The 24,683-nt window shown below is 76.3% G+C and carries 21 protein-coding genes and 1 pseudogene; 12 read left to right on the top strand and 10 right to left on the bottom strand.

The features are described 5' to 3' along the window. Nucleotides 1–13: 13 nt before the first annotated feature. The 3 genes and pseudogenes from GA0070606_RS24740 to GA0070606_RS24730 form a co-directional block, all read right to left on the bottom strand. Nucleotides 14–1,576, bottom strand: coding sequence for a DNA polymerase Y family protein (locus GA0070606_RS24740; RefSeq protein ID WP_091104808.1), 1,563 nt, complete (start codon nt 1,574–1,576; stop codon nt 14–16). Nucleotides 1,577–1,746: 170 nt separating this feature from the next. Next, a pseudogene (locus tag GA0070606_RS24735) lies at nt 1,747–2,469 on the bottom strand (hypothetical protein); the annotation flags it as partial. Between the two features lie 91 nt (nt 2,470–2,560). Continuing rightward, complete coding sequence (locus tag GA0070606_RS24730) at nt 2,561–3,010, bottom strand: SAV_6107 family HEPN domain-containing protein (protein WP_091104805.1); 450 nt, start codon at nt 3,008–3,010, stop codon at nt 2,561–2,563. 504 nt (nt 3,011–3,514) lie between these two features. On the opposite strand from GA0070606_RS24730, the gene GA0070606_RS24725 reads away from it, so the two are divergent. The 7 genes from GA0070606_RS24725 to GA0070606_RS24690 all read left to right on the top strand — a co-directional run bounded on the left by GA0070606_RS24725 (nt 3,515) and on the right by GA0070606_RS24690 (nt 10,302). After that, a complete protein-coding gene (locus GA0070606_RS24725; RefSeq protein ID WP_218106045.1) occupies nt 3,515–4,483 on the top strand; it encodes an EamA family transporter in 969 nt (322 codons plus the stop codon). A 313-nt stretch (nt 4,484–4,796) separates the two neighbouring features. After that, on the top strand, nt 4,797–5,285 hold the full coding sequence (locus tag GA0070606_RS24720) for a YbaK/EbsC family protein (RefSeq protein WP_091108149.1): 489 nt from the start codon (nt 4,797–4,799) through the stop codon (nt 5,283–5,285). Next, on the top strand, nt 5,282–6,037 hold the full coding sequence (locus GA0070606_RS24715) for a monooxygenase (RefSeq protein ID WP_091104799.1): 756 nt from the start codon (nt 5,282–5,284) through the stop codon (nt 6,035–6,037). Before GA0070606_RS24720 ends, GA0070606_RS24715 begins: the two co-directional genes overlap by 4 nt. Then, on the top strand, nt 6,034–6,600 hold the full coding sequence (locus GA0070606_RS24710; RefSeq protein ID WP_091104796.1) for a GNAT family N-acetyltransferase: 567 nt from the start codon (nt 6,034–6,036) through the stop codon (nt 6,598–6,600). Before GA0070606_RS24715 ends, GA0070606_RS24710 begins: the two co-directional genes overlap by 4 nt. A gap of 44 nt (nt 6,601–6,644) precedes the next feature. Further along, complete coding sequence (locus tag GA0070606_RS33510; RefSeq protein ID WP_245724795.1) at nt 6,645–7,679, top strand: carotenoid biosynthesis protein; 1,035 nt, start codon at nt 6,645–6,647, stop codon at nt 7,677–7,679. After that, complete coding sequence (locus GA0070606_RS24695) at nt 7,676–8,803, top strand: glycosyltransferase family 2 protein (protein WP_091104793.1); 1,128 nt, start codon at nt 7,676–7,678, stop codon at nt 8,801–8,803. The genes GA0070606_RS33510 and GA0070606_RS24695 overlap by 4 nt, the downstream gene beginning before the upstream one ends. Before the next feature lie 11 nt (nt 8,804–8,814). Next, nucleotides 8,815–10,302 (top strand): phytoene desaturase family protein, encoded by a 1,488-nt coding sequence (locus GA0070606_RS24690; RefSeq protein ID WP_091104791.1) that lies wholly within the window; start codon nt 8,815–8,817, stop codon nt 10,300–10,302. Between the two features lie 89 nt (nt 10,303–10,391). On the opposite strand, the gene GA0070606_RS24685 is transcribed toward GA0070606_RS24690, so the two are convergent. Together GA0070606_RS24685 and metF are read right to left on the bottom strand one after the other, a co-directional pair. Beyond that, nucleotides 10,392–11,081: a CDP-alcohol phosphatidyltransferase family protein gene (locus tag GA0070606_RS24685; protein ID WP_091104788.1), complete on the bottom strand. Its 690-nt coding sequence runs from the start codon at nt 11,079–11,081 to the stop codon at nt 10,392–10,394. Between the two features lie 43 nt (nt 11,082–11,124). Continuing rightward, a complete protein-coding gene (gene metF / locus GA0070606_RS24680; protein WP_091104785.1) occupies nt 11,125–12,042 on the bottom strand; it encodes a methylenetetrahydrofolate reductase [NAD(P)H] in 918 nt (305 codons plus the stop codon). A gap of 452 nt (nt 12,043–12,494) precedes the next feature. Between metF and GA0070606_RS24675 the strand changes: the two genes are divergently transcribed. Together GA0070606_RS24675 and GA0070606_RS24670 are read left to right on the top strand one after the other, a co-directional pair. Then, nucleotides 12,495–14,066, top strand: a complete 1,572-nt coding sequence (locus GA0070606_RS24675; protein ID WP_091104781.1) for an NsdA family TPR-like regulatory protein — start codon at nt 12,495–12,497, stop codon at nt 14,064–14,066. Nucleotides 14,067–14,152: 86 nt separating this feature from the next. Next, nucleotides 14,153–15,235, top strand: coding sequence for a polyprenyl synthetase family protein (locus tag GA0070606_RS24670; RefSeq protein WP_091104779.1), 1,083 nt, complete (start codon nt 14,153–14,155; stop codon nt 15,233–15,235). Nucleotides 15,236–15,422: 187 nt separating this feature from the next. Here the strand turns inward: GA0070606_RS24670 and GA0070606_RS24665 are convergent, their stop codons facing one another. Then, nucleotides 15,423–15,815 carry an Rv2175c family DNA-binding protein gene (locus GA0070606_RS24665; RefSeq protein WP_141721797.1) on the bottom strand — a complete coding sequence of 131 codons (393 nt, stop codon included), beginning with the start codon at nt 15,813–15,815 and terminating at the stop codon, nt 15,423–15,425. A gap of 164 nt (nt 15,816–15,979) precedes the next feature. Between GA0070606_RS24665 and GA0070606_RS24660 the strand changes: the two genes are divergently transcribed. Together GA0070606_RS24660 and GA0070606_RS24655 are read left to right on the top strand one after the other, a co-directional pair. Further along, nucleotides 15,980–17,971 (top strand): Stk1 family PASTA domain-containing Ser/Thr kinase, encoded by a 1,992-nt coding sequence (locus tag GA0070606_RS24660; protein ID WP_091104777.1) that lies wholly within the window; start codon nt 15,980–15,982, stop codon nt 17,969–17,971. 2 nt (nt 17,972–17,973) lie between these two features. Then, the gene (locus tag GA0070606_RS24655) at nt 17,974–18,852 is read left to right on the top strand and encodes a deoxyribonuclease IV (RefSeq protein ID WP_091104773.1); all 879 of its coding nucleotides are present in this window, start codon (nt 17,974–17,976) and stop codon (nt 18,850–18,852) included. Nucleotides 18,853–18,934: 82 nt separating this feature from the next. Here the strand turns inward: GA0070606_RS24655 and GA0070606_RS24650 are convergent, their stop codons facing one another. The 4 genes from GA0070606_RS24650 to GA0070606_RS24635 all read right to left on the bottom strand — a co-directional run bounded on the left by GA0070606_RS24650 (nt 18,935) and on the right by GA0070606_RS24635 (nt 23,876). Then, entirely contained in the window at nt 18,935–19,954 is a 1,020-nt protein-coding gene (locus GA0070606_RS24650) for a threonine aldolase family protein (protein WP_091104770.1), read from the bottom strand. Between the two features lie 55 nt (nt 19,955–20,009). Then, nucleotides 20,010–21,416, bottom strand: a complete 1,407-nt coding sequence (locus GA0070606_RS24645) for a class II 3-deoxy-7-phosphoheptulonate synthase (protein WP_091104767.1) — start codon at nt 21,414–21,416, stop codon at nt 20,010–20,012. Between the two features lie 87 nt (nt 21,417–21,503). Then, complete coding sequence (locus tag GA0070606_RS24640; RefSeq protein ID WP_091108146.1) at nt 21,504–21,983, bottom strand: hypothetical protein; 480 nt, start codon at nt 21,981–21,983, stop codon at nt 21,504–21,506. Between the two features lie 267 nt (nt 21,984–22,250). Continuing rightward, entirely contained in the window at nt 22,251–23,876 is a 1,626-nt protein-coding gene (locus GA0070606_RS24635) for a glycosyl hydrolase family 18 protein (protein ID WP_091104765.1), read from the bottom strand. 166 nt (nt 23,877–24,042) lie between these two features. Here GA0070606_RS24635 and GA0070606_RS24630 point away from each other — a divergent pair, with 166 nt between their 5' ends. After that, nucleotides 24,043–24,534: a glutathione peroxidase gene (locus GA0070606_RS24630; RefSeq protein ID WP_091104763.1), complete on the top strand. Its 492-nt coding sequence runs from the start codon at nt 24,043–24,045 to the stop codon at nt 24,532–24,534. Nucleotides 24,535–24,683 lie beyond the last annotated feature (149 nt).

Below are 24,683 nucleotides of genomic sequence, written 5' to 3'. Positions count from 1 at the left end.
CTGCTCCTGCGGCTCAGTCATAGATCGCCTCCACCAGCCACCGTCCGGCCTCGACCGCGAGCAGCAGGGCCGTGCCGTCGGCCAGGCAGACCTGGAACCGGGCCCGCCGACGGGCCTCGGCCGGCGCCCACCACCGCTCGTCCACCGGCCACGGGCCGGCCCAACCGACGATCTCGGCCGGCCGGGCCGTGCCCACGGTCAGCCGGGCCGGCGCGGCGCTGACCTGGAGCCGCGCGCTGACCACGACCGGCTCACCGGCGACGTCGTGCACGGTCGCGGCGAGCGGATCGGGCAGCACCACGGCCGGCGCGGGTGGTGGCAGCCGGCCCGGCCACGGCGGCTCACCGGGGCGGGCCGGCAGGCGCTCGTCCCCCCACGGCACCAGGCGCACCTGGTCGGCGGGCGAGCGCCCACCGCCGAGCACCGCGGTGACCACCGCCTCGGGACCGAGGATGCCCTGCACCCGGCTCAGCGCGCGGTGCGCCCGCTCCCGTTCCTCGCCGGCCTCCCCCCACAGGCCGGGTTGCAGGCCGGCCTGGGCGATCACCCCGTCGGGAACCAGCCGCAGGCGGATGATGCCCGCCGTCGGCCGGGCCGGGCCGGAGCCACCCCGGCCGGTGCCGCCGGACAGCCAGCCGTCGAGCTGCCAGCGCACCCGGTCGGCGATGGCCGCCGCGGTGAGCAGGCCGTCGTGCCGCCAGACCCGGTGCAGTTCCTGGCCGTGTGCGGTGACCGCCTCGATGCCGAGGCGGGTGCAGGCCAGGCCGTGCGCGGCGAGCCGGTCGTGCAGCCGCTCCGCCAGCGCCCGGGCGGCGAAGGCCGCCGCGTCGACCCGGTCGAGCGGATCGTCGTGGTCGGCGGTGACGGCGAGGTCGGCCGGGGGCTGCCGGACGGCCAGCGGGCGGTGGTCCCGTCCGGCGGCCAGCCGGTGGGCCAGCGCGCCGTCGAAGCCGAACCGGGCCAGCACGTCGCCGGCGGGCAGCGCGGCGAAGTCACCCAGGGTGCGTACGCCGAGCCGGCGCAGCAGGTCGGTCAGGGCCGGCCGGCCGAGCGCCTCGACCGGCAGGTCGGCGAGGAACCGTGGGCTCGTGCCGGGCGGGACGACCCGCCCGGCGCGGGCGGCCAGCCCGGCGGCGAAGATCCCGTCGGCGATGCCGACCTGGCTCTCCACCCCGCAGGACTGCGCGACGTGCTCGACGATCCGCTCGGCGGCCGCCTCCTCACCCCCGAGGTGGCGGCTCGGGCCCCGGGCCGCCACCGCGCACGCGCCGGGACGCACCACCTCGACGCCCGCGACCAGTTCCTCGACCGCCGCGACCACCGGCTCGAACGCCCGGGTGTCCCGCCCCGGGTCGTACTCGACGACGGTGAGCTGCGGGCAGCGCCCCTGCGCCTCCCGTTTGCGCAGCCCTCGGCGCACCCCGTCGGCGCGGGCCTGTTCCGAGCAGGCGACCACCCGGTTGGCGTGCAGTACGGCGACCGGGCCGGTGGCGGGCACCCCGTCGACGATCTCGGCGGCGAGCACCGGCCAGTCCGGGCACCAGAGCAGCAGGGTCCGCACCGGCGCACCGGTCATGCCGGACCGACCAGGGTGAGCGCTCCACGCCGGGAGGCGCCCGCGGGCCCGGAGCCACCACCGGGCGCGGAACCACCGACAGACCCGGAGGTGCCGGCGGACCCGGAGGTGCCGGCGGACCCGGAAGTGCCGGCGGACCCGGAGGTGCCGGCGGACCCGGAGGTGCCGGCGGGCGCGGAGGTGGGCGGGAGGACCGGACGGCGCCGGCCGGCGGAGCCGGCGGCCGATCGGGGAATGACCCGGGTGAGCCCGTCCCCGGGCAGCCAGACCTTGATCTCCTTGGGGCGGGCCGCCGCCCCGCGCCCGCGCGCCGAGACGGTCACCTCGCGGCGGCGCAGCCGACCCCGGCCCGGCCCGAGCCCTTCCCATGCTCCCCGGACCACCTGGAGGGTCACGTCCGCACCGTCCCACCGCCCGTACGGCAGAAGGACGCTGCCCCGCTGCCGGGCGCGGGCCGCCAGTCGGTTGGCGACCGAGGCGGAGACCGTCGCCGGTACGGCGGTGACCACGACGTCCACCCCGTCGATCAGCGCGGCGATGACGGTGGCCCACTCCGGGCCGGGGTGGGGCACCAGGGCCAGCCGGTCCAGCGCGATGCCGAGCTCGGCGGCCGCGCTCGCCCCGAACGTCGGCACTCCCACCACGGCGCACCACGAGCCGGCCCGGGACGCCTCGGCGAGCAGTGCCAGGACCAGTGAGGTGCCGCCGCTGCGGCGGGGCTGACCGGTGGCGACCGCGATCGTGCTGCCCCGCCGCAGCCCTCGGTTGGGCAGCAGCCCGGTCAGCTCCGGGGCCACCGGCAGCAACCGGTGGCCGCCCGCCGGGTCCGGCGCGCTCGCCGGACGCACCAGAGCGGCCAGTGCGGCGGAACCGACCACCATCCGGCCCGCCATCGGACCTACCCCCCGTCATGCTGTCGATCGATGTGCGCGTGTCGCGCCCGGCCGCCCGGCTCCCCCCGCCGGCGGCCGGGCGCGACACGGGTCAGGCGGCGAGACCGTCGAACGCCGGCTGATGGGCCACGCCGAGCGCGGTCTCCACCACCGTGACGAACTGTTCGGCGGCGCGCAGCAGGTCGTCGGCCTCCCGGGCGGTCACGACCCGGGGGATGCCGGCCTCGGCGGCGGCACGCTTGCCGGCGCCGAGGGCGAAGAACCGGGCCCACTCGTCGAGCTCGGGGGCGACAGCGGAGAGCAGGACCCAGACGCTGGTGATCCGGTTGCGCCGGGCGGGGGCGGGACGCGCCCGGGCGGCGAGCAGGGCCGCCGCCGCGCGCAGCGCGGCGAGGTGGGCGGCCGCGTAGCGGAGGCCGTCGGGGCGGGTCTGGGCGGCATCGGCCAGCCCGTGGCGGGCCACCGCGAGAAGCTGGGCGGGGGTGCGGTGCGGCAGCACGTGCGCCGGCACCGTCGGTGCCTGAGCCGGGTTGGTCGGCATGGAACTGTCTCCTCCACGTGGCCGAGGCGCCGCCCCGTGGCGGACAGGTCCGCCGGCGGGACGCCGGGTCGAGTGGTGCGGAGGAAGACGCACCGGGTGGGGGCCGGCCGGGTGTGGACGCTTCCCCACACCACACCCGGCCGGCACAACCGGCGGGTTCGTCGCCCGCCGCCCGGGGGTCGTGGGCGGCGGGCGACGCTCCTGCCTGACGGGTCGGGGCTCGCGACTGCCCGTGACCCGGGTGCGGCCCGCGGAGCCGCACCCGCCCGGGACCGGCGCCGCGAAACACCGCCCGAGCTGGTTGGAACGAACGTTCGAGGCAATCGAACACTCGTTCTAACTGCTGCTGACAGTACACCCTCCCTCCGACGAAAATGCAACGTGTGACGCGCGGACGCCGGGCGGTGCCCCGCACGCCATCCGCCGGGCGGCGGGGCCTCGTCGACCGACGTAACGACTGGTCGGGCATACGACCCTGACCGCGGCAGCGGTAGCCTCCGCTCCGTGACAACCCCCCGCCCCGTCCTCGGGGTCGCCATGGTGCTCGGCTCGGGAGCGCTGTTCGCCGTCAACGGCACGGTCTCCAAGCTGGTGCTCCGCGCCGGCCTGGACGCCCCGCAGCTCACCCTGCTACGCGCCGTCGGCGCCGTGACCGGGCTGCTGGCCCTGAGCCTGCTGCTGCGCCCGGGGGCCCGCCGGCTCCGGGTCACCCCCCGTCAGCTGCCGCTGCTGATCGGGTACGGGCTGACCGGCTTCTTCGCCGTGCCGATGCTCTACTTCGTCGCCATCTCCCGGCTGCCGGTCGGGATCGGGCTGCTGTTCGAGTACACCGCCCCGCTGCTGGTCGCGCTCTGGGCCCGGTTCGGCCAGCGGCACCGGGTACGCCCGCGGCTCTGGGCCGGCCTGGCGCTGAGCCTGCTCGGCCTCGGCTGCGTCGCCGAGGTGTGGGGCGAGCTGAAGCTGGACGGCCTCGGCGTGCTCGCCGGGCTCGGCGCCGCGGTCTTCCTGGCCGGCTACTACGTCCTCGGCGCGCACGGCGTGACGCGGCGGGACACGCTGTCGCTGTGCACCTGGGCGTTCGGCGCCTCCGCCGTCGCCGGCCTGCTCACCCGCGCGGTCACCGTGGGCACCGGCGGGTGGGAGCCGCTGACCGCCGACACCGACGGGGGCGTGCCGGTGGCGCTGCTCTGCGGGTACGTCGTGGTGCTCGGCTCGATCGCGCCGTACCTGCTGGTGGCCGGGGCGATGCGGCATCTGCCGGCGACCAGCGTCGGGATCGTCGGCATGGTCGAGCCGGTGCTCGCCTCGGCGGTGGCCTGGGTCGTCCTCGGCGCGGGCGAGGCGCTCAACACCGCGCAGCTCGCCGGCGGGTTCCTGGTGCTGGTCGGCGTCGCGCTGGCCGAGACGGCCCGGGTCGCCCCGGCCCGGGCCGCCGCCCCGCCGGCGCCCGTCACCGTCACCGTCGCCCGCTGAACCGGCCGTCCCTCCCGGCCCGCTGGGCCGACCGCCCGCTTCCGGCCCAGCCGGGCCGGCGCCGAGGCGGCCGGGCGGGCCAGCACCGGCGCGGCCGGGCGGGGGCGGAACCGAGGCCGGCGCGGCGGACGGACCGGAACCAAGGTCGGCGCAGCCGGGCGGGCCGGAGTCGAGGCCGGCGCGGCGGACGGACCGGAACCAAGGTCGGCGCGGCCGGGCGGGCCGGAGTCGAGGCCGGCGCGGCGGACGGGCCGGAACCAAGGTCGGCGTGGCCGGGTGGGCCGGCGCCGGGCGCGCCGGGAACAATGGCCGCATGCAGCCACACCCGAACGTACGCGCGGTGCAGGACGTGCTCGACGCCGCGGGCGCGCGGGACGGGTCCGGCGCGCCGAGCGCCGTCCGTCTGCTGCCCGACGCGGTCCACACCGCCGCGGCCGCCGCCGAGTCGCTCGGCGTCGGAGTCGGCCAGATCGCCAACTCGCTCGTCTTCGAGGCCGACGGCGCGCCACTGCTGGTGCTCACCTCCGGCGCGCACCGGGTGGACACCGCCGGCCTGGCCGCGTCCATCGGGGTCACCCGGCTGCGCCGGGCCACCCCGGACTTCGTCCGCACGCACACCGGGCAGGTGATCGGCGGGGTCGCCCCGGTCGGCCACCCGCGCCCGCTGCGCACCCTGGTCGACACCGCCCTGAGGTCGTACGACGAGATCTGGGCGGCCGGCGGCGTGCCGCAGGCGGTCTTCCCCACCACGTACCCGGAACTGCTGCGGGTCACCGGCGGCACCCCGGCCGACGTGGCGTGAGCGAGCGGAGCGAACCAACCGTCCCGGGGCTGGTCACCCTGCACGTGTGGCGCACCTCCCGCGCCGCGCTGCCCAGGGCGCTGACCCGGATGGCGGTCGACCCCCGCCGGCTGCGCGCGTTGCCCGGCGTACGGTTCGGCAAGCTGCTCGGCACCGGGACCGGCACCGGATTCGGGCCGGGCGACGCCGACCTGACCCGGTGGGCCGCGCTGACCGTGTGGGACTCCCCCGCCGCCGCGGCCGGATTCGACGGCTCGCCGGTGGGGCGTGCGTGGGCACGGATCGCCCGCGCGGCCGTCCGGGTCGATCTGCGCCCGCTGAGCAGCCGGGGCGAGTGGTCGGGCCGCCGGCCGTTCGGCGAGCCGCCCGGCGGCCGGGTCACCGGTCCGGTGCTGGCCCTGACCCGGGCCCGGCTGCGTCCCCGGCGGGCGGCCACCTTCTGGCGGGCGATCCCCCCGGTCGCCGCCGCGCTGCACGCCGCGCCCGGTCTGCTGGCCCGGTTCGGCGTCGGCGAGGCACCGCTGGGCTGGCAGGGCACGGTGAGCGTGTGGCGTGACCCGGCGGACCTCGTGGCGTTCGCGTACCGTCACCCGGAGCACCGCGCCGCGATCATGCGGACCCCCACCGAAGGGTGGTACGCGGAGGAGCTCTTCGCGCGGTTCGAGGTGCGCGACGTGGTCGGTGAGCGGGCGGTGCTGGGGTGGGTCGCGGACGACGACGACCAGGAAACGGCGGAGGGTGCACGGGCATGAGGCTGGTGCGGTGGACACCGGACGATCTCGTCCGACGGCTGGACGACGTGGTGGCCGTCTACGGCGAGGCGATGGGGTACCGCACCGACCTGCTGGAGGCGCGGCGCGGCTACATCGCCACCCACGTACGCCGGCCCGGCTTCCGCGCCGTCGCCAGCCTGACCAGCGAGGGGCACCTGGCCGGCTTCGGCTACGGCTACCTCGGCGCCCCCGGGCAGTGGTGGCACGACCAGGTGTGGCGGGCGCTGAACCCGCCCGCCCGGCAGCGCTGGCTGACCGACTGCTTCGAGGTGGTCGAGCTGCACGTCCGGCCGCCCGCGCAGGGGCACGGCCTGGGCGCGAGACAGCTGCGGGCACTGCTCACCCTGGCGGAGGGGACGACCACCCTGCTGTCCACCCCGGAGGCCGACGAGCAGCGGTCCCGGGCCTGGCGGCTGTACCGCCGGTTCGGCTTCGTCGACGTCCTGCGCCACTTCCACTTCCCGGGCGACGAGCGCCCGTTCGGCGTGCTCGGCCGGGACCTGCCGCTGGAGCCGCCGGCGCCCGACCGGGCCGCGCCGTGACCCGGGAGCCACCGGCGCCCACCCGGTCCGGCCGGGGCCGCGCCGTGACCGGGCGGTTGTCCTGGACGCTGCTGGCCGTGCTGGTGCTGGCGCAGATCTGCTACCCGCTGACCGCCGGGCAGACCCGGGCCCGGCTGACCGTCGCCACCGTCGTGCTCGGCTACCTGCTCTCGGTCGGCCACGCGCTGCTCAGCCGGGGCCCGCGTACGGCGGCGGCGCTGGTGGCGGTGGCCATGGTCGGCGGGTTCGCCATCGAGGCGCTCGGCGTGGCCACCGGCTTCCCGTTCGGCAGCTACGACTACTCCGGCGAGCTGGGGCCGAAGCTGGCCGGGGTGCCCCTGATCATCCCGCTGGCCTGGACCTGGATGGCCTGGCCGGCCTGGCTGGCCGCCACCCGGCTGACCGGTGGCGGGCCGCTGAGGGACGCCCGCACCCCCGGCGACGGGCCGGGCATCGCCAGCGGGCCCGAGACCGGCAGCGGGCCGGGCATCGCCAGCGGGCCCGAGACCGGCAGCGGGCCGGGCATCGCCAGCGGGCCCGAGACCGGCAGCGGGCCGGGCATCGCCAGCGGGCCCGGAACCGGCGGCGGGCCGGGGAGCGGCGGCGACGCCGGTGGTCGGCGGGGGACCCGGTTCCCCGTCCGGCGGATCGCGCTGGCCGCCGTCGGGCTGGCCGCCTGGGACCTCTTCCTCGACCCGCAGATGGTGGCGGAGGGCTACTGGGTCTGGCGGGACGCCACGCCCGCGCTGCCCGGGCTGCCCGGCATCCCGGTGAGCAACTACCTGGGCTGGCTGCTCTTCGCCGTGCTGATGATGGGCGCGCTGCGCCCGCTGGCCGGGCCCGCCGTGGCCACCACCGACGGGCGGGACGCCCCGATGTTCGCGCTGTGGCTGTGGACGTACTTCTCCAGCGTGCTGGCCCACGCGGTCTTCCTCGACCTGCCCGCCTCGGCGCTGTGGGGCGCGGCCGGCATGTCGGTGGCCGCCGTGCCGCTGGCGGTCACGCTGCTCCGTTCCCGCCGCGACGACCGGCACCGGCCCCACCAGCCGCAGCGCCCCGGCGTCGACGCGACGGCATGACCGCCGTCCTCGCGCTGCTGCTCGGCGTGGCCGCACTGACCGCGCACACCCTCGTCAACGCCGGCCGCTGGCTGCGCCGCCCGGCCGAGCGGCCGGCGCCGGTCACCGAGCCCGTGGCGGTGCTGCTGCCGCTGCGCGACGAGGCCGCGCGGGTCACCCCCTGCCTGCGCGCGCTGCTCGCCCAGCGGGGCGTACGGGAGCTGCGCGTCGTGGTGCTCGACGACGGGTCGACCGACGGCACCGCGGACGTGGTCCGCGCGGTCGCGGGCGACGACCCCCGGGTCACCCTGCTCGACGGGGTCGCCCCGCCGCCGGGCTGGCTGGGCAAGCCGCACGCCTGTTGGCAGCTCGCCACCCGGGCCGACCCCGCCGCGACCGCGCTGGTCTTCGTCGACGCCGACGTGGTGCTCGCCCCGGACGCGGTCGCGGCGGCCGTCACCGAGCTGCGCGCCGCGCGGGTGACGCTGCTGTCGCCGTACCCCCGGATCCTGGTGGCGACGGCGGCCGACCGCCTGGTCCAGCCGCTGTTGCAGTGGCTGTGGCTGACCTTCCTGCCGCTGCGGGCGATGGAGCGCTCGCCGCGGCCGTCGCTGGCCGCCGCCGGCGGGCAGTTCCTGGTGGTGGACCGGGCCGGCTACGACGCGGCCGGCGGGCACGCCGCGGTGGCGGACCGGATCCTGGAGGACATCGAGCTGGCCCGCGCGGTCAAGCGGGCCGGCGGCCGGATCGCCCTCGCCGACGGCTCACGGCTGGCGGCCTGCCGGATGTACGAGGACTGGCCGCAGCTGCGCGACGGCTACTCGAAGTCGCTCTGGGCGACCTTCGGCCACCCCGCGACCGCAGCCGCCGTGCTGGCCGTGCTGCTGCTGCTCTACACCGCTCCCCCGCTGCTGGCGGTCGCCGCCCTGGCCGCCGGCGCGCCGGCGGTGGCCGCCGCGGCCTGCGCCGCGTACCTGCTCGGGGTGGCCGGGCGGGCGGTCACCGCGCGCGCCACCGGCGGCCGGTGGTGGCCCGACGCGCTGGCACACCCCGTGTCGGTCGTGGTCCTCGGTTGGCTGACCCTGCGGTCGTACCATCTGCGGAAGCGGCGCCGCCTGTCCTGGCGTGGCCGCCCCGTCACCTAGGGAGGCGCGCCATGGCGCGGATCGTGGTCGTCGGCGCCGGCGTGGGAGGACTGGCCACCGCCGCCCGGCTGGCCGCCACCGGACACCAGGTCACCGTGCTCGAACGCGCGGACACGGTGGGCGGCAAGCTCGGCCGGTACGTCCACGACACCCCGGCCGGCCCGTTCCACTTCGACACCGGGCCGAGCCTGCTCACCCTGCCCGACGTCTTCCACGACCTGTTCGAGGCGACCGGCGCGAAGCTCGACGAGTACCTGGACCTGGCGCCGATCGACCCCATCGTGCGGCACGTCTTCCCCGGCGGCGGCCCGGCCCTCGACTCGTGCGCCGACCCGGCCGAGTTCGCCGCCCGCATCGGTGCGGCCTTCGGCGACCGGGCCGCCGCGGACTGGCAGCGGCTGTGGCGCCGGGCGGAGCGGGTGTGGCAGGCGTCGCACCGCGACATCCTGCGCCGTCCGATCGACTCGCCGCTGGACCTGGCGGCGCTGGCCTGGCGGCTGGGCGACCTGGCCGCGATCGGCCCGGGCCGGACGCTGCGCGGGCTGGGCCGGCGGCACCTCTCCGACCCCCGGCTGCGGATGCTGCTCGACCGGTACGCCACCTACACGGGGGCCGACCCGCGCCGGGCGCCGGCGGCGCTGGTCGCCGTTCCCTACGCCGAGCTGGCCTTCGGCGGCTGGTACCTGCGCGGCGGGCTGGGCACGCTCGCCGACGCGCTGCTGACCCGCTGCCTGGACCTCGGCGTGGTCGTGCAGACCGGCGCCACGGTCACCCGGATCGACGCGGCGGGCGGCCGGGTGCACGGCGTACGCCTGCGCGGCGTCGCCGCGCCGGTCCCCGCCGACGTGGTGGTGGCCAACGTGGACGCGCTCACCCTCTACCGGGACCTGCTGCCCAGCCCGCGCCGGCTGGCCGGGCTGACCGACCGCAGCCTCGCCGGGTTCGTGCTGCTGCTCGGCGTCACCGGAGACTCGGGCCTGGCCCACCACAGCGTGTTCTTCCCCCGCGACTACGACGCCGAGTTCGACGCGGTCTTCGGCCACCCGGGGCGGGGCGTGCGGGCCCGTCCGGCGGCCGACCCCACCGTCTTCGTCACCGTGGCCGACGACCCGATGGTCCGCCCGGCCGGCCACGAGGCGTGGTTCGTGCTGGTCAACGCACCCCGGCACGGCACCGCCGCCGGGGCCGTCGACTGGCGCCGGCCCGGCCTCGCCGAGGCGTACGCCGACCGGGTCCTCGACGTGCTGGCCGAGCGCGGCGTCGACGTGCGGGACCGGCTGGCGTTCCGGGAGGTCCGCACCCCGGCCGACCTGGACGACGCGACCGGCGCGCCGGGCGGGTCGATCTACGGCACGGCCGGCGGCCTGCTCCGCCCGGCCAACCGGGGCCCGGCGCACGGGCTGTGGCTGGTCGGCGGCTCCAGCCATCCGGGCGGTGGCCTGCCGATGGTGACGCTCTCCGCCCAGATCGTCGCCGACGAGATCGGCCCCGCCTGGTAGCCGCCGACGGGTGCAGGGCGGCATGTCGGCTCCCGGGGCCTTCCCGGCGGCCGGGCGGGCCGGGTCAGCCCGCCCGGGTCGGCGCGCGGTCAGCCGGCGTCGATCAGGGCGCGGCGGACGGCGGAGAGGAGTTGGCCCAGCCCGAAGCCGGCCAGCAGCACCCAGACGGCGGTCGCCATGGTGATGGTGCCGGCGGCCAGGTCCGGCTCGATCAGCCCGGTCAGCCCGGCCAGCAGCAGCCCGACCAGGGCGACCGAGACCCGGGTGGGGCGCTCCCCCACGGTGACCGCGCCGATCTCCCGCATGCCTGCGGAGACGGCTCGGGCACGGACGTACTCGTGCAGCCAGGACAGCGCCCCGGCGGTCGCGACGAGCGCCCCGGGCGCCCCGATCAGCCAGAACGCGGCCAGCCAGGCGACCTCGCCGAGCCGGTCGGCCAGCGAGTCGTAGACGTAGCCGAGCCGGGTGGTCCGGCGCGTGGCCACCGCCACCGCGCCGTCGACGCTGTCCGCCACCGCGGCGAGCAGCACGAACAGCGCCCCGAGGAAGGGGCCGTCCTGCGGCCGTACGGCGAACAGCGGCACGCAGGCGCAGAGCAGCACGCCGACCACGGTGACCGGGGTCGGGCCGACCCGCAGCCGGCCCAGCACGAAGCCGACGTGGTAGGCGAACCGCAGCCAGGCGCGGACGACCGGGGCCGCCGCCCGGGGGTCGAAGCCCCCGTGCAGTCGCGCCCAGGCCGTGGCGTACTCGTCCCAGTTCAGCTGTGTGCCCACCACGGAACAACCGTCGCACCGGCGCTCAGGTGTCGCGGCGTCGGGGTCACACCCGCGCGCCGACCTGGAGGTTCTGCCAGACCTCGCGGGTGGCGGTGGAACGGTTGAGGGTGATGAAGTGGATCCCCGGCACGCCCTCGTCGAGCAGTCGCCGGCACATCTCGCTGGCCTGCTCGACGCCGAGCCGGCGCACCGCCTCCGGGTCGTCGGCGATCTTCGAGAACCGCTCGGCCAGGGCGGGCGGGAAGGGCGCCCCGGAGAGCTGCACCGAGCGCTCGATCGTGCCGATCTGGGTCACCGGCATCACGCCGGCCAGGATCGGGGTGTCGCAGCCGGCCGCGGCGACCCGGTCGCGCAGCCGCAGGTAGTCGTCGGCGTCGAAGAACATCTGGGTGATGGCGAACTCGGCGCCGGCCCGGCACTTGCGGACGAAGTGCTCGGTGTCGCTGGCCACGTCGGGCGAGCGCGGATGCTTGTACGGGAAGGCGGCCACCCCGACGCTGAAGTCGCCCGCGTCGCGCACCAGGCGGACCAGGTCCTCGGCGTAGAGCACGCCCTCGGGATGGCGGACCCATTCGCCGCCCGGGTTGCCCGGCGGGTCGCCCCGCACGGCGAGCACGTTGCGCACCCCGACCCCGGCGAGCCGGCCGATGACGTGTCGCAGCTCGGCGACGGAGTGGTCGACCGCGGTGAGGTGGGCCATGGGCAGCAGGGTGGTCTCGGTGGCGATCCGCTCGGTGACCGCGACCGTCGTGTCGCGGGTCGACCCGCCCGCGCCGTAGGTGATCGAGACGAACGACGGACGCAGCGACTCCAGCTCGCGGATCGCCTGCCACAGCAGCCGCTCGCCCTGCTCGGTCTTGGGCGGGAAGAACTCGAACGAGAAGGTCGGTTGGTGCTCGCGGATCAGCTCCCCGATCGCCGGCTGCGGGTTGGGGAGGACCGAGGGAAGACCGAGCGCCACCCCACGACTCTAGCGGGCGGGACACGCCGCGCCGGGATCTTCCCACAGCGGGAGACACCGGCCGCGCGCCCCGCACGCCGGACCCGACCCCCGCGCGGGACCGACGGGCGGCGGAGGGTGCGGGCGCACGCCGCGCCCGCCGGAAGGGTACGGGCGCACGCCGGAAGGGTGCGGACGTACGCCGGGGCGGCCGGGAGGGTGCGGGCGTACGCCGGGCCCGCCGGAAGGGTGCGGGCGTACGCCCGGGACCGCCGGAAGGGTGCGGGCGCACGCCGGGGCGGCCGGGAGGGCCGGAAAGCGTCACACCCCCGGAGTAGTCATGGTGCAGCGCGGGACGGTCGGCCTCAGGTCGGCTCGGCGGGGGCACGCGCGGGGGTCAGCATCTCCACCGGTGGCGCACCGGCCCGTCCGGGGCCCGCGCCGCCGCCACGCCGACGCCCGCCGGAGGACCGATGACGCCGCCCCCGCCCGGCCCGCAGCTGCTCGGGCCGCTGCTCGCCCAGCTCCGGCTGGCCCGAGGCTGGAGCCAGCTACGGCTCGCCGCCGAGCTCTGCCGCGTCTCCGGGGTGCCGACGTTGAGCCGGCACGAGATCTCCCGGTGGGAACGGCAGCTGCGGCTGCCCGGCGAGTTCTGGCTCGGTTGGCTCGCCGTCGTCCTCGCGGTGCCCGCCGACCTGCTGGCCGACGCCGCGGCCCGCACCCGGCGCCTCGGCCCGCCACCCGCCTTCGGCGGCGCCCGGTCCCGGGCGGCGCTGCTCGCCCTGGCCCAGCGCTGGCTGGCCGACCCGCGCGACGCGCTGCTGCCCGGCGCGCCCGCCCCGCAGGCAGCGGACCCCGGCGACGCGCTACCACCCGCCCCGCCCACCCCGCAGGCAGCGGACCCCGGCGACGCGCTACCACCCGCCCCGCAGGTAGCCGAACCCGGCGACGTGCTGCTGCGCGGCGCGCCCACCCCGCAGGGTGCCGACCCCGGCGACGAGCTGCCGACCTCTCGGCCGGCCGACGTTCGGGATGACGGCCGGAGCGGGCCGGGCACCGGACCGGCCGGCGCACGGCCCTCGGCCCGGCCGCTAACGCTGGTGACGCCGGTGGCGGGCGGTTGCCCCGGGCCGGTGCGGTTGACGGAGCTGCGCCGGCTGGACGACCTCGCGGGCGGGGCCGACCTGGCCGGGCTCGGGGCGTACCGGCTGGGGCGGGCGGTGCGGGCGCTGGCCGGGTGCGGGCCGGCCGGACGCCGCCGGCTGCTGGCCGAGGTGGCCGAGTCGGCCCAGCTCGCCGGGTGGCTCGCCGCCGACGCGGGGGACGCGGCCGGCGCGCTGGACGCCTACCGGTTGGCGCTGCGCGCCGCCGCCAGCGCCGGCGACCCGGCGTTCGCCGGGCACGTGCTGGGCTCGGCCAGTCACCTGCTCGCCGGCCTGGGCGACCCGGAGGGCGCGCTGCTGCTGGCCGGCACGGCGTACGCCGGGGCACGGCGGTGGGCCACCCCTGGCCTGCGCGCCCTCCTGCTGCACCGGATGGCGCTGGCCGCGGCGCTCGGCGGCCGGGCCGGGGCCGCCCGGCAGGCCCTCGAGGAGGCCCACCGCGTGACCGGCGCACCGGACCCGGGCCGGGAACCGCCGTGGCTCTACTGGCTCGACGGCCCGGAGTTGGCGGCCATGACCGGGCGCACGCTCGTCGCGCTCGGCCGGCCGCGCCCGGCCGAGACGCCGCTGCGCGCCGTACGTCAGCGCGGTCACCCCCGCACCTGGGCGATCTACGGCAGCTGGCTGGCCCGGTGCTACCTCCAGCTCGGCGAGGTGGAACGGGCCTGCGCGGTGGCCGGCGAGGCGCTGCTCGACGCCGTCCGGGCCGGGTCCCCCCGGGCCCTGGGCCACCTGACCGAGGTGCGCCGGCGGCTGGCCGGGCACGGCGACCAGCCGGCCGTCCGGCGGTACCGGGAACTGGTCGCCGCCGCCGGCCCCTACCTGCCCCGCCCCGGGCCGTCGCGCCCAGGCGGCCGGCGCCCCACCCGCGCCCGCGGCTGATGCCTCGCCGGTCGGGGTCGACCCCGCCCGGCGCGCCGGACCCCGGTGGTGCGGCGGGGCCGATCCCGACCGGCTAGCGTCGTGGCGTGACCCACGCTGCTCCCGTTTCCCCGGTCGACCGCGCCGGGCTGCGCCAACGGATCGACAAGGCCCTGGCCGAATTCCTGACCACCCAGCGCACCTGGATGACCGGCGTCGACGACGCCCTGCTGCCGGTCGCCGAGGCGATCGAGGCGTTCGTGCTGGGCGGGGGCAAGCGGCTACGGCCGGCGTTCGCGTACTGGGGCTTCCGGGGCGCCGGCGGGGTGGACTCCGACCAGGTGGTCACCACCCTGGCCTCGCTGGAGTTCGTGCAGGCCAGTGCGCTGATCCACGACGACCTGATGGACCGTTCCGACACCCGGCGCGGGGAGCCCGCGGTGCACCGCCGGTTCGCGGCCCGGCACCGGACCGCCGGCTGGGGCGGCGACGCCGACGGCTTCGGCGACGCCGCGGCGATCCTGCTGGGCGACCTCTGCCTGGTCTGGTCGGACGAGTTGCTGCACTCCTCCGGGCTCGACCCGCGGACGGTCGCCCGGGCCCGCCCGGTCTTCGACGAGATGCGCACCGAGGTCACGGTCGGCCAGTACCTCGACGTGCTGACCCAGGCCACCGGCGACACCTCGCTGGAGCGGGCCGGCAAGGTCGCCCGCTACAAGTCGGCGAAGTACACGGTCGAGCGCCCGGTGCTGCTCGGTGCCGCGCTGGCCGACGCGCCGGCCGAGGTCCGCTCGGCGTACTCGGCGTACGGGCTGCCGCTGGGCGAGGCGTTCCAGCTCCGCGACGACGTGCTGGGTGTGTTCGGCGACCCGGCCCAGACCGGCAAGCCGGCCGGCGACGACCTGCGCGAGGGCAAGCGCACCTATCTGGTGGCGGCGGCCCTCGAGACGACCGACGCCGCCGGGCGCGAACTGCTGCTCGGCGGGCTCGGCGACCCCGGGCTGGACGAGGCCGGCGTCGACCGGCTGCGGGAGATGATCAGCGACAGCGGCGCGCTGGAGCGTACCGAGCGGCGGATCGCCACGCTGACCGACACCGCGCTGGCCGCGCTGGCCACGGTCGACCTGGACACCGAGGCCCGGCAGGCCCTCGTGGACCTGGCCATCGCCGCCACCCGCCGCACCGACTGACCTGCCCCGCCCCTGTCCCCCGCCTCCGCCCTCTCCCTCCCCCCGCGATCTTGCACTTTCTGCCCCGGCATACCAGACATGCGCGACAGAGCGGGGGCCGGATGTGCAAGATCGCGGGGGCGGCAGCGCGGGGCGGGCACGGCAGCACAGCGCGCAGGGCGCAGCGGGTGGGGTGGGGTGGGGTGGGTCAGAAGCCGAGGGCCTGGGCGCGGCGCTTGACCTCGCGGGCCTGGTCGCCGGCGAGTGCCTTCGCCGGCGTGGCGCCGGGGAGGGTGTCGTCCGGCTCGTAGAGCCAGCGCATGGCGGCCTCGTCGTCGTAGCCGGCGTCGGCCAGCAGGTTGAGCACGCCGGGCAGGTGCTTGAGCACGGTCTTGTTGGCCACCAGGTCGACCGGGATCCGGCGGATGCCGTCCCGGCGCACCGCGATCAGTTCGCGGTCCCGGATCATCTGATGGACCTTGCTGATCGACACGTCGAGGCGCTCGGCCACGTCCGGCAGGGTCAGCCAGTCGGCGGCGTCGGCGGGGCCGGCGGTCTCGGGGCCGGGCACGGCCCGGTCGGCGGGTACGGAGTCGGTCACCCGACCACCCTGCCATGCCCCGGCCGGCCCCGGCCAACGGCACCCCGGGAAGCGGGTTGAACAGGGCGGACAGGCGGCGCGAGCGCGGCGAGACCGCTGTGGTCGCAGCCCGGCTGTAGCATCCTGTTCAACCTTCACCCCCTGGACACATAGACTCCCTGCCGATGGACACACAGGTCGCCGACACGTTGCTGGGCTCGCTGATCGACGGGCGCTACCGCATCCGCGGTCGCGTGGCCCGCGGCGGCATGGCGACCGTGTACACCGCCACCGACGAGCGCCTCGAGCGCACCGTCGCAGTCAAGATCATTCACCCGTCCCAGACTCCCGATGCCCGGTCGCGGGCCGCGAGCTTCGTGGCGCGGTTCACCGACGAGGCGAAGACGATCGCCCGGCTGACGCATCCGAACGTGGTCGCGGTCTACGACCAGGGCACCCACGCCGGCCTGCCCTACCTGGTGATGGAGTACGTCCGCGGTCGCACCCTGCGCGACGTGCTCGCCGAGCGGCGCCGCCTCAATCCCGACGAGGCGCTGGCCATCGCCGAGCAGATGCTCGCCGCCATCGCCGCCGCGCACCGGGCCGGCCTGGTGCACCGCGACGTGAAGCCGGAGAACGTGCTGGTCGCCGAGGCGCCCACCGGCGGCGCGGCCAACCTCGTCGACAGCGTGGTCAAGGTCGCCGACTTCGGGCTGGCCCGGGCGGTCGAGGCGAGCGCCGACGACGAGGACGGCAACCAGCTGATGGCGACGGTCGCGTACGTCGCCCCGGAGCTGGTCACCGAGGGGCACGCCGACCCCCGCACCGACGTCTACTCCGCCGGGATCGTGCTGTTCGAGATGCTCACCGGCCGGGTGCCCTACGACGGTGACCGGCCCGTCGACATCGCCTGGCAGCACGTCGACCGGGACGTGCCCGCACCGTCGACGCTGGTGCCGGGCCTGCCCAAGTCCCTCGACGACCTGGTCGCCCGGGCCACCCGGCGCGATCCGGGCAGCCGGCCGACCGACGCCGGCGCGCTGCTGGCCGAGGTGCAGGTCGCGCGGGACGACCTGGGTGACGCGAACACGCGTACCGCCGTGTTGCGTCGGGTGGCGGACGAGCCGGCGGTGGCCCAGCCGACGATGGTGGTCGCGGCGGTCCGGCCGGCCGAGCGGCCGGCCTGGGCCCGGCTGCCCGACGGCGGGGCCGCCCGGAGCGGCCGGCGCCGGGCGGTGCCGGAGGAGAGCGAGAGCCTGGGGTCGCGGCTGTCCGCGCTGCGCGCCCGGGTGATGGGCGACCCGCGGGGCCGGATGGCGGTGATCGCCGCCATGGTGGTGCTGGCGCTCGTGGCCGCCGGTGGCGGCTGGTGGTTCGGGTTCGGTCGCTACACGGTGGCGCCCCAGCTGGTGACGCTGAGCAAGGCCGACGCGGAGTCGCAGGCCGCCCGCGCCGGCTTCGTCCTGGCCTACGCCGAGCCGCGCTACGACGAGAAGGTCCCGAAGGACGCCGTCCTGGCGCAGGACCCGGTCTCCGCCGCCCGGATCATCAAGGGCGGCACGATCACGCTGACCCTCTCGCTGGGCCCGGAGCGGTTCCCGGTGCCCGACGTGGTGGGCAAGGAGTTCGAGCTGGCCGAGGCCGACCTGCTCGACGCGAAGCTGGTGGTGGCGAAGGGCGCGGCCCGCTACGACGACAACCTGCCGGCCGGCGTCGTGGTGGACACCGACCCGAAGGTGGGCGCCGAGGTCAAGCCGGGCGACAAGGTCACCGTGATCCTGAGCAAGGGCAAGGCCCCGATCTCGGTGCCGAACCTGGTCGGCAAGAGCCTGGCCGAGGCCCGGACGATCCTCGCCCAGCTGGGCCTGGTGCTGGTGGAGCCGCCCACCTACAAGGATTCCGACAAGCCCCGGGACCAGGTCCTCGGGCAGAGCCCGTCGGACGGCAGCGGGGTGGAGCGGGGCGCCAAGGTCAGGCTGGAGCTCAGCAAGGGCCCGCCGCTGGTTGCCGTGCCCCGGGTCGTCGACCTGCCGTGCCAGCAGGCCAAGCAGGTGTTGGAGAGCCAGCAGTTCCCGGTGGTGATCCAGTTCAACCCGAACGGCGTCGCCCGGTTCCAGAACCCGCCGGAGAACACGCAGGTGCCGCCGGGCACCCAGGTCACCATCGGATGCCTGTGACGATGACGACTCACGAGACCGCGGCGCGGCGCCGGCCGGTCGGCTCTCACACGCCCACGTCCGGCGGCCTGGCGAGGGCGGCGCTGCCGTACGCCGACGCGGCCGGCTCGCAGGTCGTGCAGGTCTACGTCTCCAACTCGCGGGGCTGGGCGCTGCCGGCCGGCGACCCGACCCAGGACGCGCTGTTCCGCGACGGCTGCGGCGAGCGGGGCCTGCCGGTCTTCATCCACGCGTCGCTGCTGGTCAACCTCGGCTCCCCCACGCCCAACACGGTCGAACGTTCGGCGGAGACCCTGGCCCACGCGCTGCGCCGGGGCCGGGCGATCGGCGCCGAGGGCGTGGTCTTCCACGCCGGTAGCGCCGTCGACGAGGGCCACGCCGAGGCCGCGATGCGGCAGGTACGCGAGACCCTGCTGCCGCTGCTCGACGAGGCGGCGACGTCGGGCGGCCCGCGGTTGCTGGTCGAGCCCAGCGCGGGTGGCGGACGATCGCTGGCCTCCCGGGTGGAACAGCTCGGGCCGTACCTCGACGCGGTGGACCGGCACCCGTGGCTCGGGGTGTGCTTCGACACCTGTCACGCCTGGGCCGCCGGGCACGACCTGGCCGCCGAGGGCGGCATGACCGCGACGCTGGACACGCTGGTGGCGACGGTCGGCGCCGACCGGCTGCGGCTGGTGCACGCGAACGACTCGAAGGACCTGTGCGGCTCCACCCGGGACCGGCACGAGAACATCGGCAAGGGCACCATCGGCGAGCCGGCGTTCGCCGAGCTGATGGCGCATCCGGCCACCGCCGGCGTCCCGGTCGTGGTGGAGACGCCGACGGAGAGGCACGTCGGGCACGCCGCCGACATCGCCACCCTCCGGCGCCTGCACCCCTGAGAAGCCGCCCGGCACCCCTGCAAGACGCCGACCGCCCGGGCGGAGCCGCTCACCGCCCGGGCCGTGACGCTGACCGCCCGGGTCAGCCCCGCAGGATGCCGGTGACGACCTCGACGGCCCGGTCGATGCCGGCGTCGTCGACGTCCATGTGGGTGACCAGGCGGGCGACGCGAGGGCCGAGCACCGAGACCAGGACGCCCTCGGCGCGGGCGGCGGCGGCCAGGGCGTGCGCGTCCAGGGGCGACTTCGTCAGGTCCAGCGGCACGAGGTTGGTCCGCACCGGGCCGGCCAGCACCCCGAACGGGGCGATCGCCTCGGCCAGCCGGGCCGCCTTCGCGTGGTCGGCGGCGAGCCGGTCGATGTGGTGGGCGAGCGCGTAGCGGCCGGCTGCGGCGAGGACGCCGGCCTGACGCATTCCGCCGCCCATCCGCTTGCGGATGAACCGGGCCCGCTCGATCTTGTCGGCGCTGCCGACCACGAGGGAGCCGACCGGCGCGCCGAGCCCCTTGGAGAGGCAGACCGACAGGGTGTCGAAGAGGGCGCCGTACTCGGCCAGCGGCACGCCGTCGGCGACGTGCGCGTGCCAGATCCGGGCGCCGTCGCAGTGCAGCGCGACCTGCGCGTCGTCGGCGACCCGGCGCAGCTCGCGCAGGGTCGCCAGCGGGATCACCCCGCCGCCGCCCCGGTTGTGGGTCTGCTCCACGGCGATGGCCCGGGTGGGCACCGCCCAGTAGCCGTCGGGACGGATCATGGCGGCGACCGCGTCGGGGTCGACGTCCGCGCCGACCGCCGGCCACGTCCGCGAGGAGATTCCGCCGTACGCGGCGGCGGCCCCGATCTCGTACGTGACCACGTGCGCGTCGGCGTCGCAGAGCAGCTCGTTGCCGGGCGGCACCACCAGTTGCAGGGCGATCTGGTTGGCCATCGACCCGGTGGGGGCGAACAGCGCCGCCTCGTGCCCGAACAGCGCGGCGACCTCGGCCTCCAGCGCGTTGACCGTCGGGTCCTCGCCGTAGACGTCGTCGCCGACCTCGGCGGTGGCCATCGCCTCGCGCATCCCGGCGGTCGGCCGAGTCACCGTGTCGGAACGAAGATCGACCATGCCCCGGCCCGCGGCCGAGGGGCTCCTGGGCGCGCCGCCCACGCTCGCGGAGGACTCAGCCACGGAGCATCTCCGCCACCAGGAAGGCCAGCTCCAGCGACTGCTGGGTGTTCAGCCGCGGGTCGCAGGCGGTCTCGTACCGGTCGGGCAGGTCGAGGTCCTCGATGCCCTGGGCGCCGCCGAGGCACTCCGTGACGTCCTCGCCGGTCAGCTCGACGTGCAGGCCGCCGGGGTGGGTCTCCAGGGCCCGGTGCACCTCGAAGTAGCCGAGCACCTCGTCGACGATGCGGTCGAAGTGCCGCGTCTTGTAGCCGTTGGACGACTCGTGCGTGTTGCCGTGCATCGGGTCGCACTGCCAGACCACCTTGGCGCCGGCGGCGGTCACCTTCGCCACGATCGGCGGCAGGGCGTCGCGGACGCGGTGGTTGCCCATCCGGCTGATCAGGGTGAGCCGGCCGGGGACGTTGTCCGGGTTGAGCTTCTCGCAGAGCTCGATCGCCTCGTCCGGGGTGGTGGTGGGGCCGAGCTTGACCCCGATCGGGTTGGCGATGCGGGAGATGAAGTCGATGTGCGCCCCGTCGATCTGGCGGGTGCGCTCGCCGATCCAGAGGAAGTGCCCGGACAGGCCGTAGGCCCGCCTGTCGGAGACCCGGGTCAGCGCCCGGTCGTACTCCAGGGCGAGGGCCTCGTGGGAGCAGTAGAGGGTGACGGTGCGCAGCGCCTCGTCGTCGGTCATGCCGCAGGCGCGGATGAAGGCCAGCGCCCGGTCGATCTCCCGGGCGATCGCCTCGTAGCGCTCGCCGGCCGGGGAGTTCTTGACGAAGCCCTTGTTCCAGTCGTGCACCGCGTGCAGGTCGGCCAGCCCGCCTGCCAGGTAGGCGCGGAGCATGTTCATGGCGGCGGCCGAGTTCGCGTACGCCCGGATCATGCGCTGCGGGTCGGCGGCGCGCGCCTCCGGCGTGGCCTCCAGGGAGTTGATCATGTCGCCGCGGTAGGCCGGCAGGCCGCGCGCGTCGGTGGGCAGCGACCGGGGCTTCGTGTACTGCCCGGCCACCCGGGCGACCTTGACCACCGGCAGCGAGGCGCCGTAGGTGAGCACGATGGCCATCTGGAGCAGGGTGCGGGCGTTGGCCAGCAGGTGGCTCTCGGTGTTGTCGGCGAAGGTCTCCGCGCAGTCGCCGCCCTGGAGCAGGAACGCCTTGCCCTCGCAGACCAGCGCCAGCCGCTGGCGGAGCTGGTCGACCTCGTAGGGCGCCACCACGGAGGGCACGGTGTCGAGCACCTTGCAGACCTCGGCGACCCCGGCCGGGTCCGGCCAGGGCGGGGTCTGCGCGCGGGGCAGCTCCCGCCAGCGGTCGAGGCCGAGGGCCGCGTCCTCGGCGGAGTCGACGGTCGGTCGGCTGGTCTGCAGCCCAGGGCTGCCCACCGCCGGATGGCTCAGCTGATGCCACTCATGGCGCATGACAGAAAGCGTACGGCGACCGCCGGAGCGGCCGACCGGCGAGGGGGAGGGTTCCGGCAGGTGAGAGATGACTCACCGGAGCGCAGGTCAGGGCGTCACGGCCGGCGCCGGGGTGTTGCCGCCCGGCGCCTCGGCGGCGATGCACCAGTCGGCCCCGTCGCGGGTGACCGTGAACAGCAGCGGCCGGGTGGCCGTGCGGGAGCCGACGGTGACCGAGACCGTGGCGCTGACCTCCTGGCCCCGGGGGCCGGAGCGGACGTCGGTGATCTCGGCCTGCGGCACCTTGAAGTGGTCGGCGAAGTCGCCGTTCGGGCCGGTGGCGGCGGCGTCGAAGCTCTCCTGGAGGACGGCGCAGAGCTGGCTGCGGCCGGCCGCGACGTCCTTGGCGGTCATCGCGTCGAGGTAGGCCTGCACCCGCTCCCGCGACTTGGCGGCGGCCTCCTCGGCCGGCGCCCGCCCGGGCTTGGTCGAGTCGTCGTCCTCGCCGATGCCGCAGCCGAGCAGGGCGAGGGGCAGGGTTCCGAGCAGCACGGCACCCGCCGCCAGCCTCCCGTGCGTCGCGCGCATCGCCACCTCCGTCGCCGTGGACATCGAACCCGTTGATCGGCGAGTCTGTCACATCGACGGGCGTGCCCGGCAGTCCGCCGCGCCGCGCCGGGAGTCCGGTCACTCCCCCGCGCCGGCCGGGTCCGCGCCGACCGCCGACCGGCGATCGGCGTGCGAGCCGGGGGCAGCGCCCGGGGGCGCGGCGGGCGGGCGCGACGGGGGACGGCCGGGCGGGGAGGGACCGGTGCGCGGTCCCTCCCCGCCGTGTGGGGGTACGTCGGCCTGCGGCTAGCCGAGACCGCCCTTGATGGCGCCGATGAGCTCGCCGTTGCCGGTGTCACCGGAGAGCTCCCAGAAGAACGCGCCACCGAGGCCCTGGTTCTTCGCGTACGTCATCTTGCCGCCGATGGTGGACGGGGTGTCGTAGCTCCACCAGTTGCTGCCGCACTTGGCGTACGCCGTGCCGGCGACGGTGCCGGTGGCCGGGCAGGTGTTCTTGAGGACCTTGTAGTCCTCGATGCCCTGCTCGTAGGTGCCCGGGGCGGGGCCGGTGGCGGTGCCGCCCGGGGCGGCCTGGGTCACCCCGGTCCAGCCCCGACCGTAGAAGCCGATGCCGAGCAGCAGCTTGTTGGCCGGGATGCCCTTGCTCTTGAGCTTCTGGATCGCCGCGTCGGACCAGAAGCCCTGCTGCGGGATGCCGGCGTACGAGGTGAGCGGCGAGTGCGGGGCGGTCGGACCCTGGGCGGCCCACGCGCCGAAGTAGTCGTACGTCATCGGCATGATCCAGTTGAGGTGCGGCGCGGCGCCCGCGTAGTCGGTGGCGTCGATCTTGCCGCCGTTGCTGCCGTCCGCGGTGATCGCGGCGGTGACCAACGCGGAGGCGCCGAACTTCGACCGCAGCGCGCCGACCACGTTCTTGAAGGCGTTCGGGCCGCTGCTGTCACAGGTGAGCCCGCAGGCGTTCGGGTACTCCCAGTCGACGTCGATGCCGTCGAAGACGTCCGCCCAGCGCGGGTCCTCGACCAGGTTGTGGCAGCTCTCGGCGAAGGCGGCCGGGTTCTGCGCGGCCTGGGTGAAGCCGCCGGACCACGTCCAGCCGCCGAAGGACCAGATCACCTTCAGGTGCGGGTACATCTTCTTGAGCTTGCGCAGCTGGTTGAAGCTGCCGCGCAGCGGCTGGTCCCAGGTGTCGGCGACGCCGTCGACGCTGTCGGCCGCCGTGTACGCCTTCTCGTAGTCGGCGTAGCTGTCGCCGATCGTGCAGCGGCCGCCGGTGGTGTTGCCGAAGGCGTACAGGATGTGGGTCAGCTTGGCCGCGGAGCCGCTGGTGTGGATGTTCTTGACGTGATAGTTGCGGCCGTAGACGCCCCACTGGGCGAAGTAGCCGACGACCTTCTTGCCGCCCGGGTCCGGCGGGGGCGTGGTGGGCGGCGGCGTGGTCGGCGGCGGGGTGGTCGGCGGCGCCGAGGTCGGCGGGGTGGAGGTGGGCGGCGTGGTGGTGGGCGGGGTGGTGCCGCCACCGCACGCCACGCCGTTGATCGTGCAGTTCAGCGGCGCCCGGTACGCGCCGGTGCCGTTGTAGCCCCAGCTGAAGCTGGCGCCCGGCGCGAGCGGGCCGGCCCAGCTCTTCTTGACCGCGACGTAGTGGTCGCCGGTGCGCGTGACGTCGGCGTCCCAGGAGCTGCTGATGCTGGTGCCCGCCGGCAGGTCGAACTCGATGCGCCAGGTGCTGACCGACGCGCTCGACCCGTTGGTGATGGTCACCCGCGTCTCGTGGCCGGTCCCCCAGTCCTGCGCCTTGGCGAACGCGGCGGTCACGCTGCCGTCGCCGAACGCGCTGGCCATCGGGACCGTGGCGGCCGTCACCGCCATGACGGCGCCGACCCAGAGGGCACGGCGGAGGGATCTCTTCATGTGGCGTCTCCCCAAACAGTTAGGAAACTTTCCAAAATGATGGTGAGACGCTACTCACGCCGTCATCACTTAGTCAAGATGCGCATCTATCGATTTCCGGTGGGAGCGGTGCCGGCTCCCGTCCGCCCTCCGGCGGGCGGCCCGGCGGCCCGCGTAGCCTCGGCCCATGACCGTCTTCGACACTCAGATCGACGCCCTCACCGGCGGCCCGGCCGACCTCGCGCGGCACCGGGGCCGCGCGCTGCTCGTCGTCAACGTCGCCTCCCGCTGCGGCCTCACCCCGCAGTACGCCGGCCTCCAGGCGCTGCACGACGAGTACGCCGCCCGCGGCCTGGTGGTCCTCGGCGTGCCCTGCAACCAGTTCGGCGGCCAGGAGCCGGGCACCGCCGAGGAGATCAGCGACTTCTGCCAGGTCAACTACGACGTCACCTTCCCGCTGACGGAGAAGGTCGACGTCAACGGCCCCGGCCGCCACCCCCTCTACGCCGCGCTGGTGGGCACGGCCGACGCCGAGGGGCACACCGGCGACGTGCGATGGAACTTCGAGAAGTTCCTGGTCGCCCCCGACGGCACGGTGGCGGGCCGGTTCGCGCCGACCGTCCAGCCCGACTCGGCCGACCTGCGCGCCGCGATCGAGAAGGTGCTGCCCCCGGCCTGACCGCCCGCCCGCCCCGGGCCGGCCCGACGCCCGCACCGCATCCAGCGAGGTCGTCCCCCCGGGCAGCGCGCCGGCCGACACGAGCGCCGCTTCCCGGGCCGGCCGCCTCAACCGTGGCACCCTCCGGTGTGGGGGCCCGCCGACGCGGC

The organism is Micromonospora citrea, from assembly GCF_900090315.1.
In the GTDB taxonomy this organism is placed as follows: Bacteria; Actinomycetota; Actinomycetes; order Mycobacteriales; family Micromonosporaceae; genus Micromonospora; species Micromonospora citrea.
Note: the sequence above shows the minus strand (reverse complement) of the source record. Positions and strands in the feature narration are given on the sequence as shown.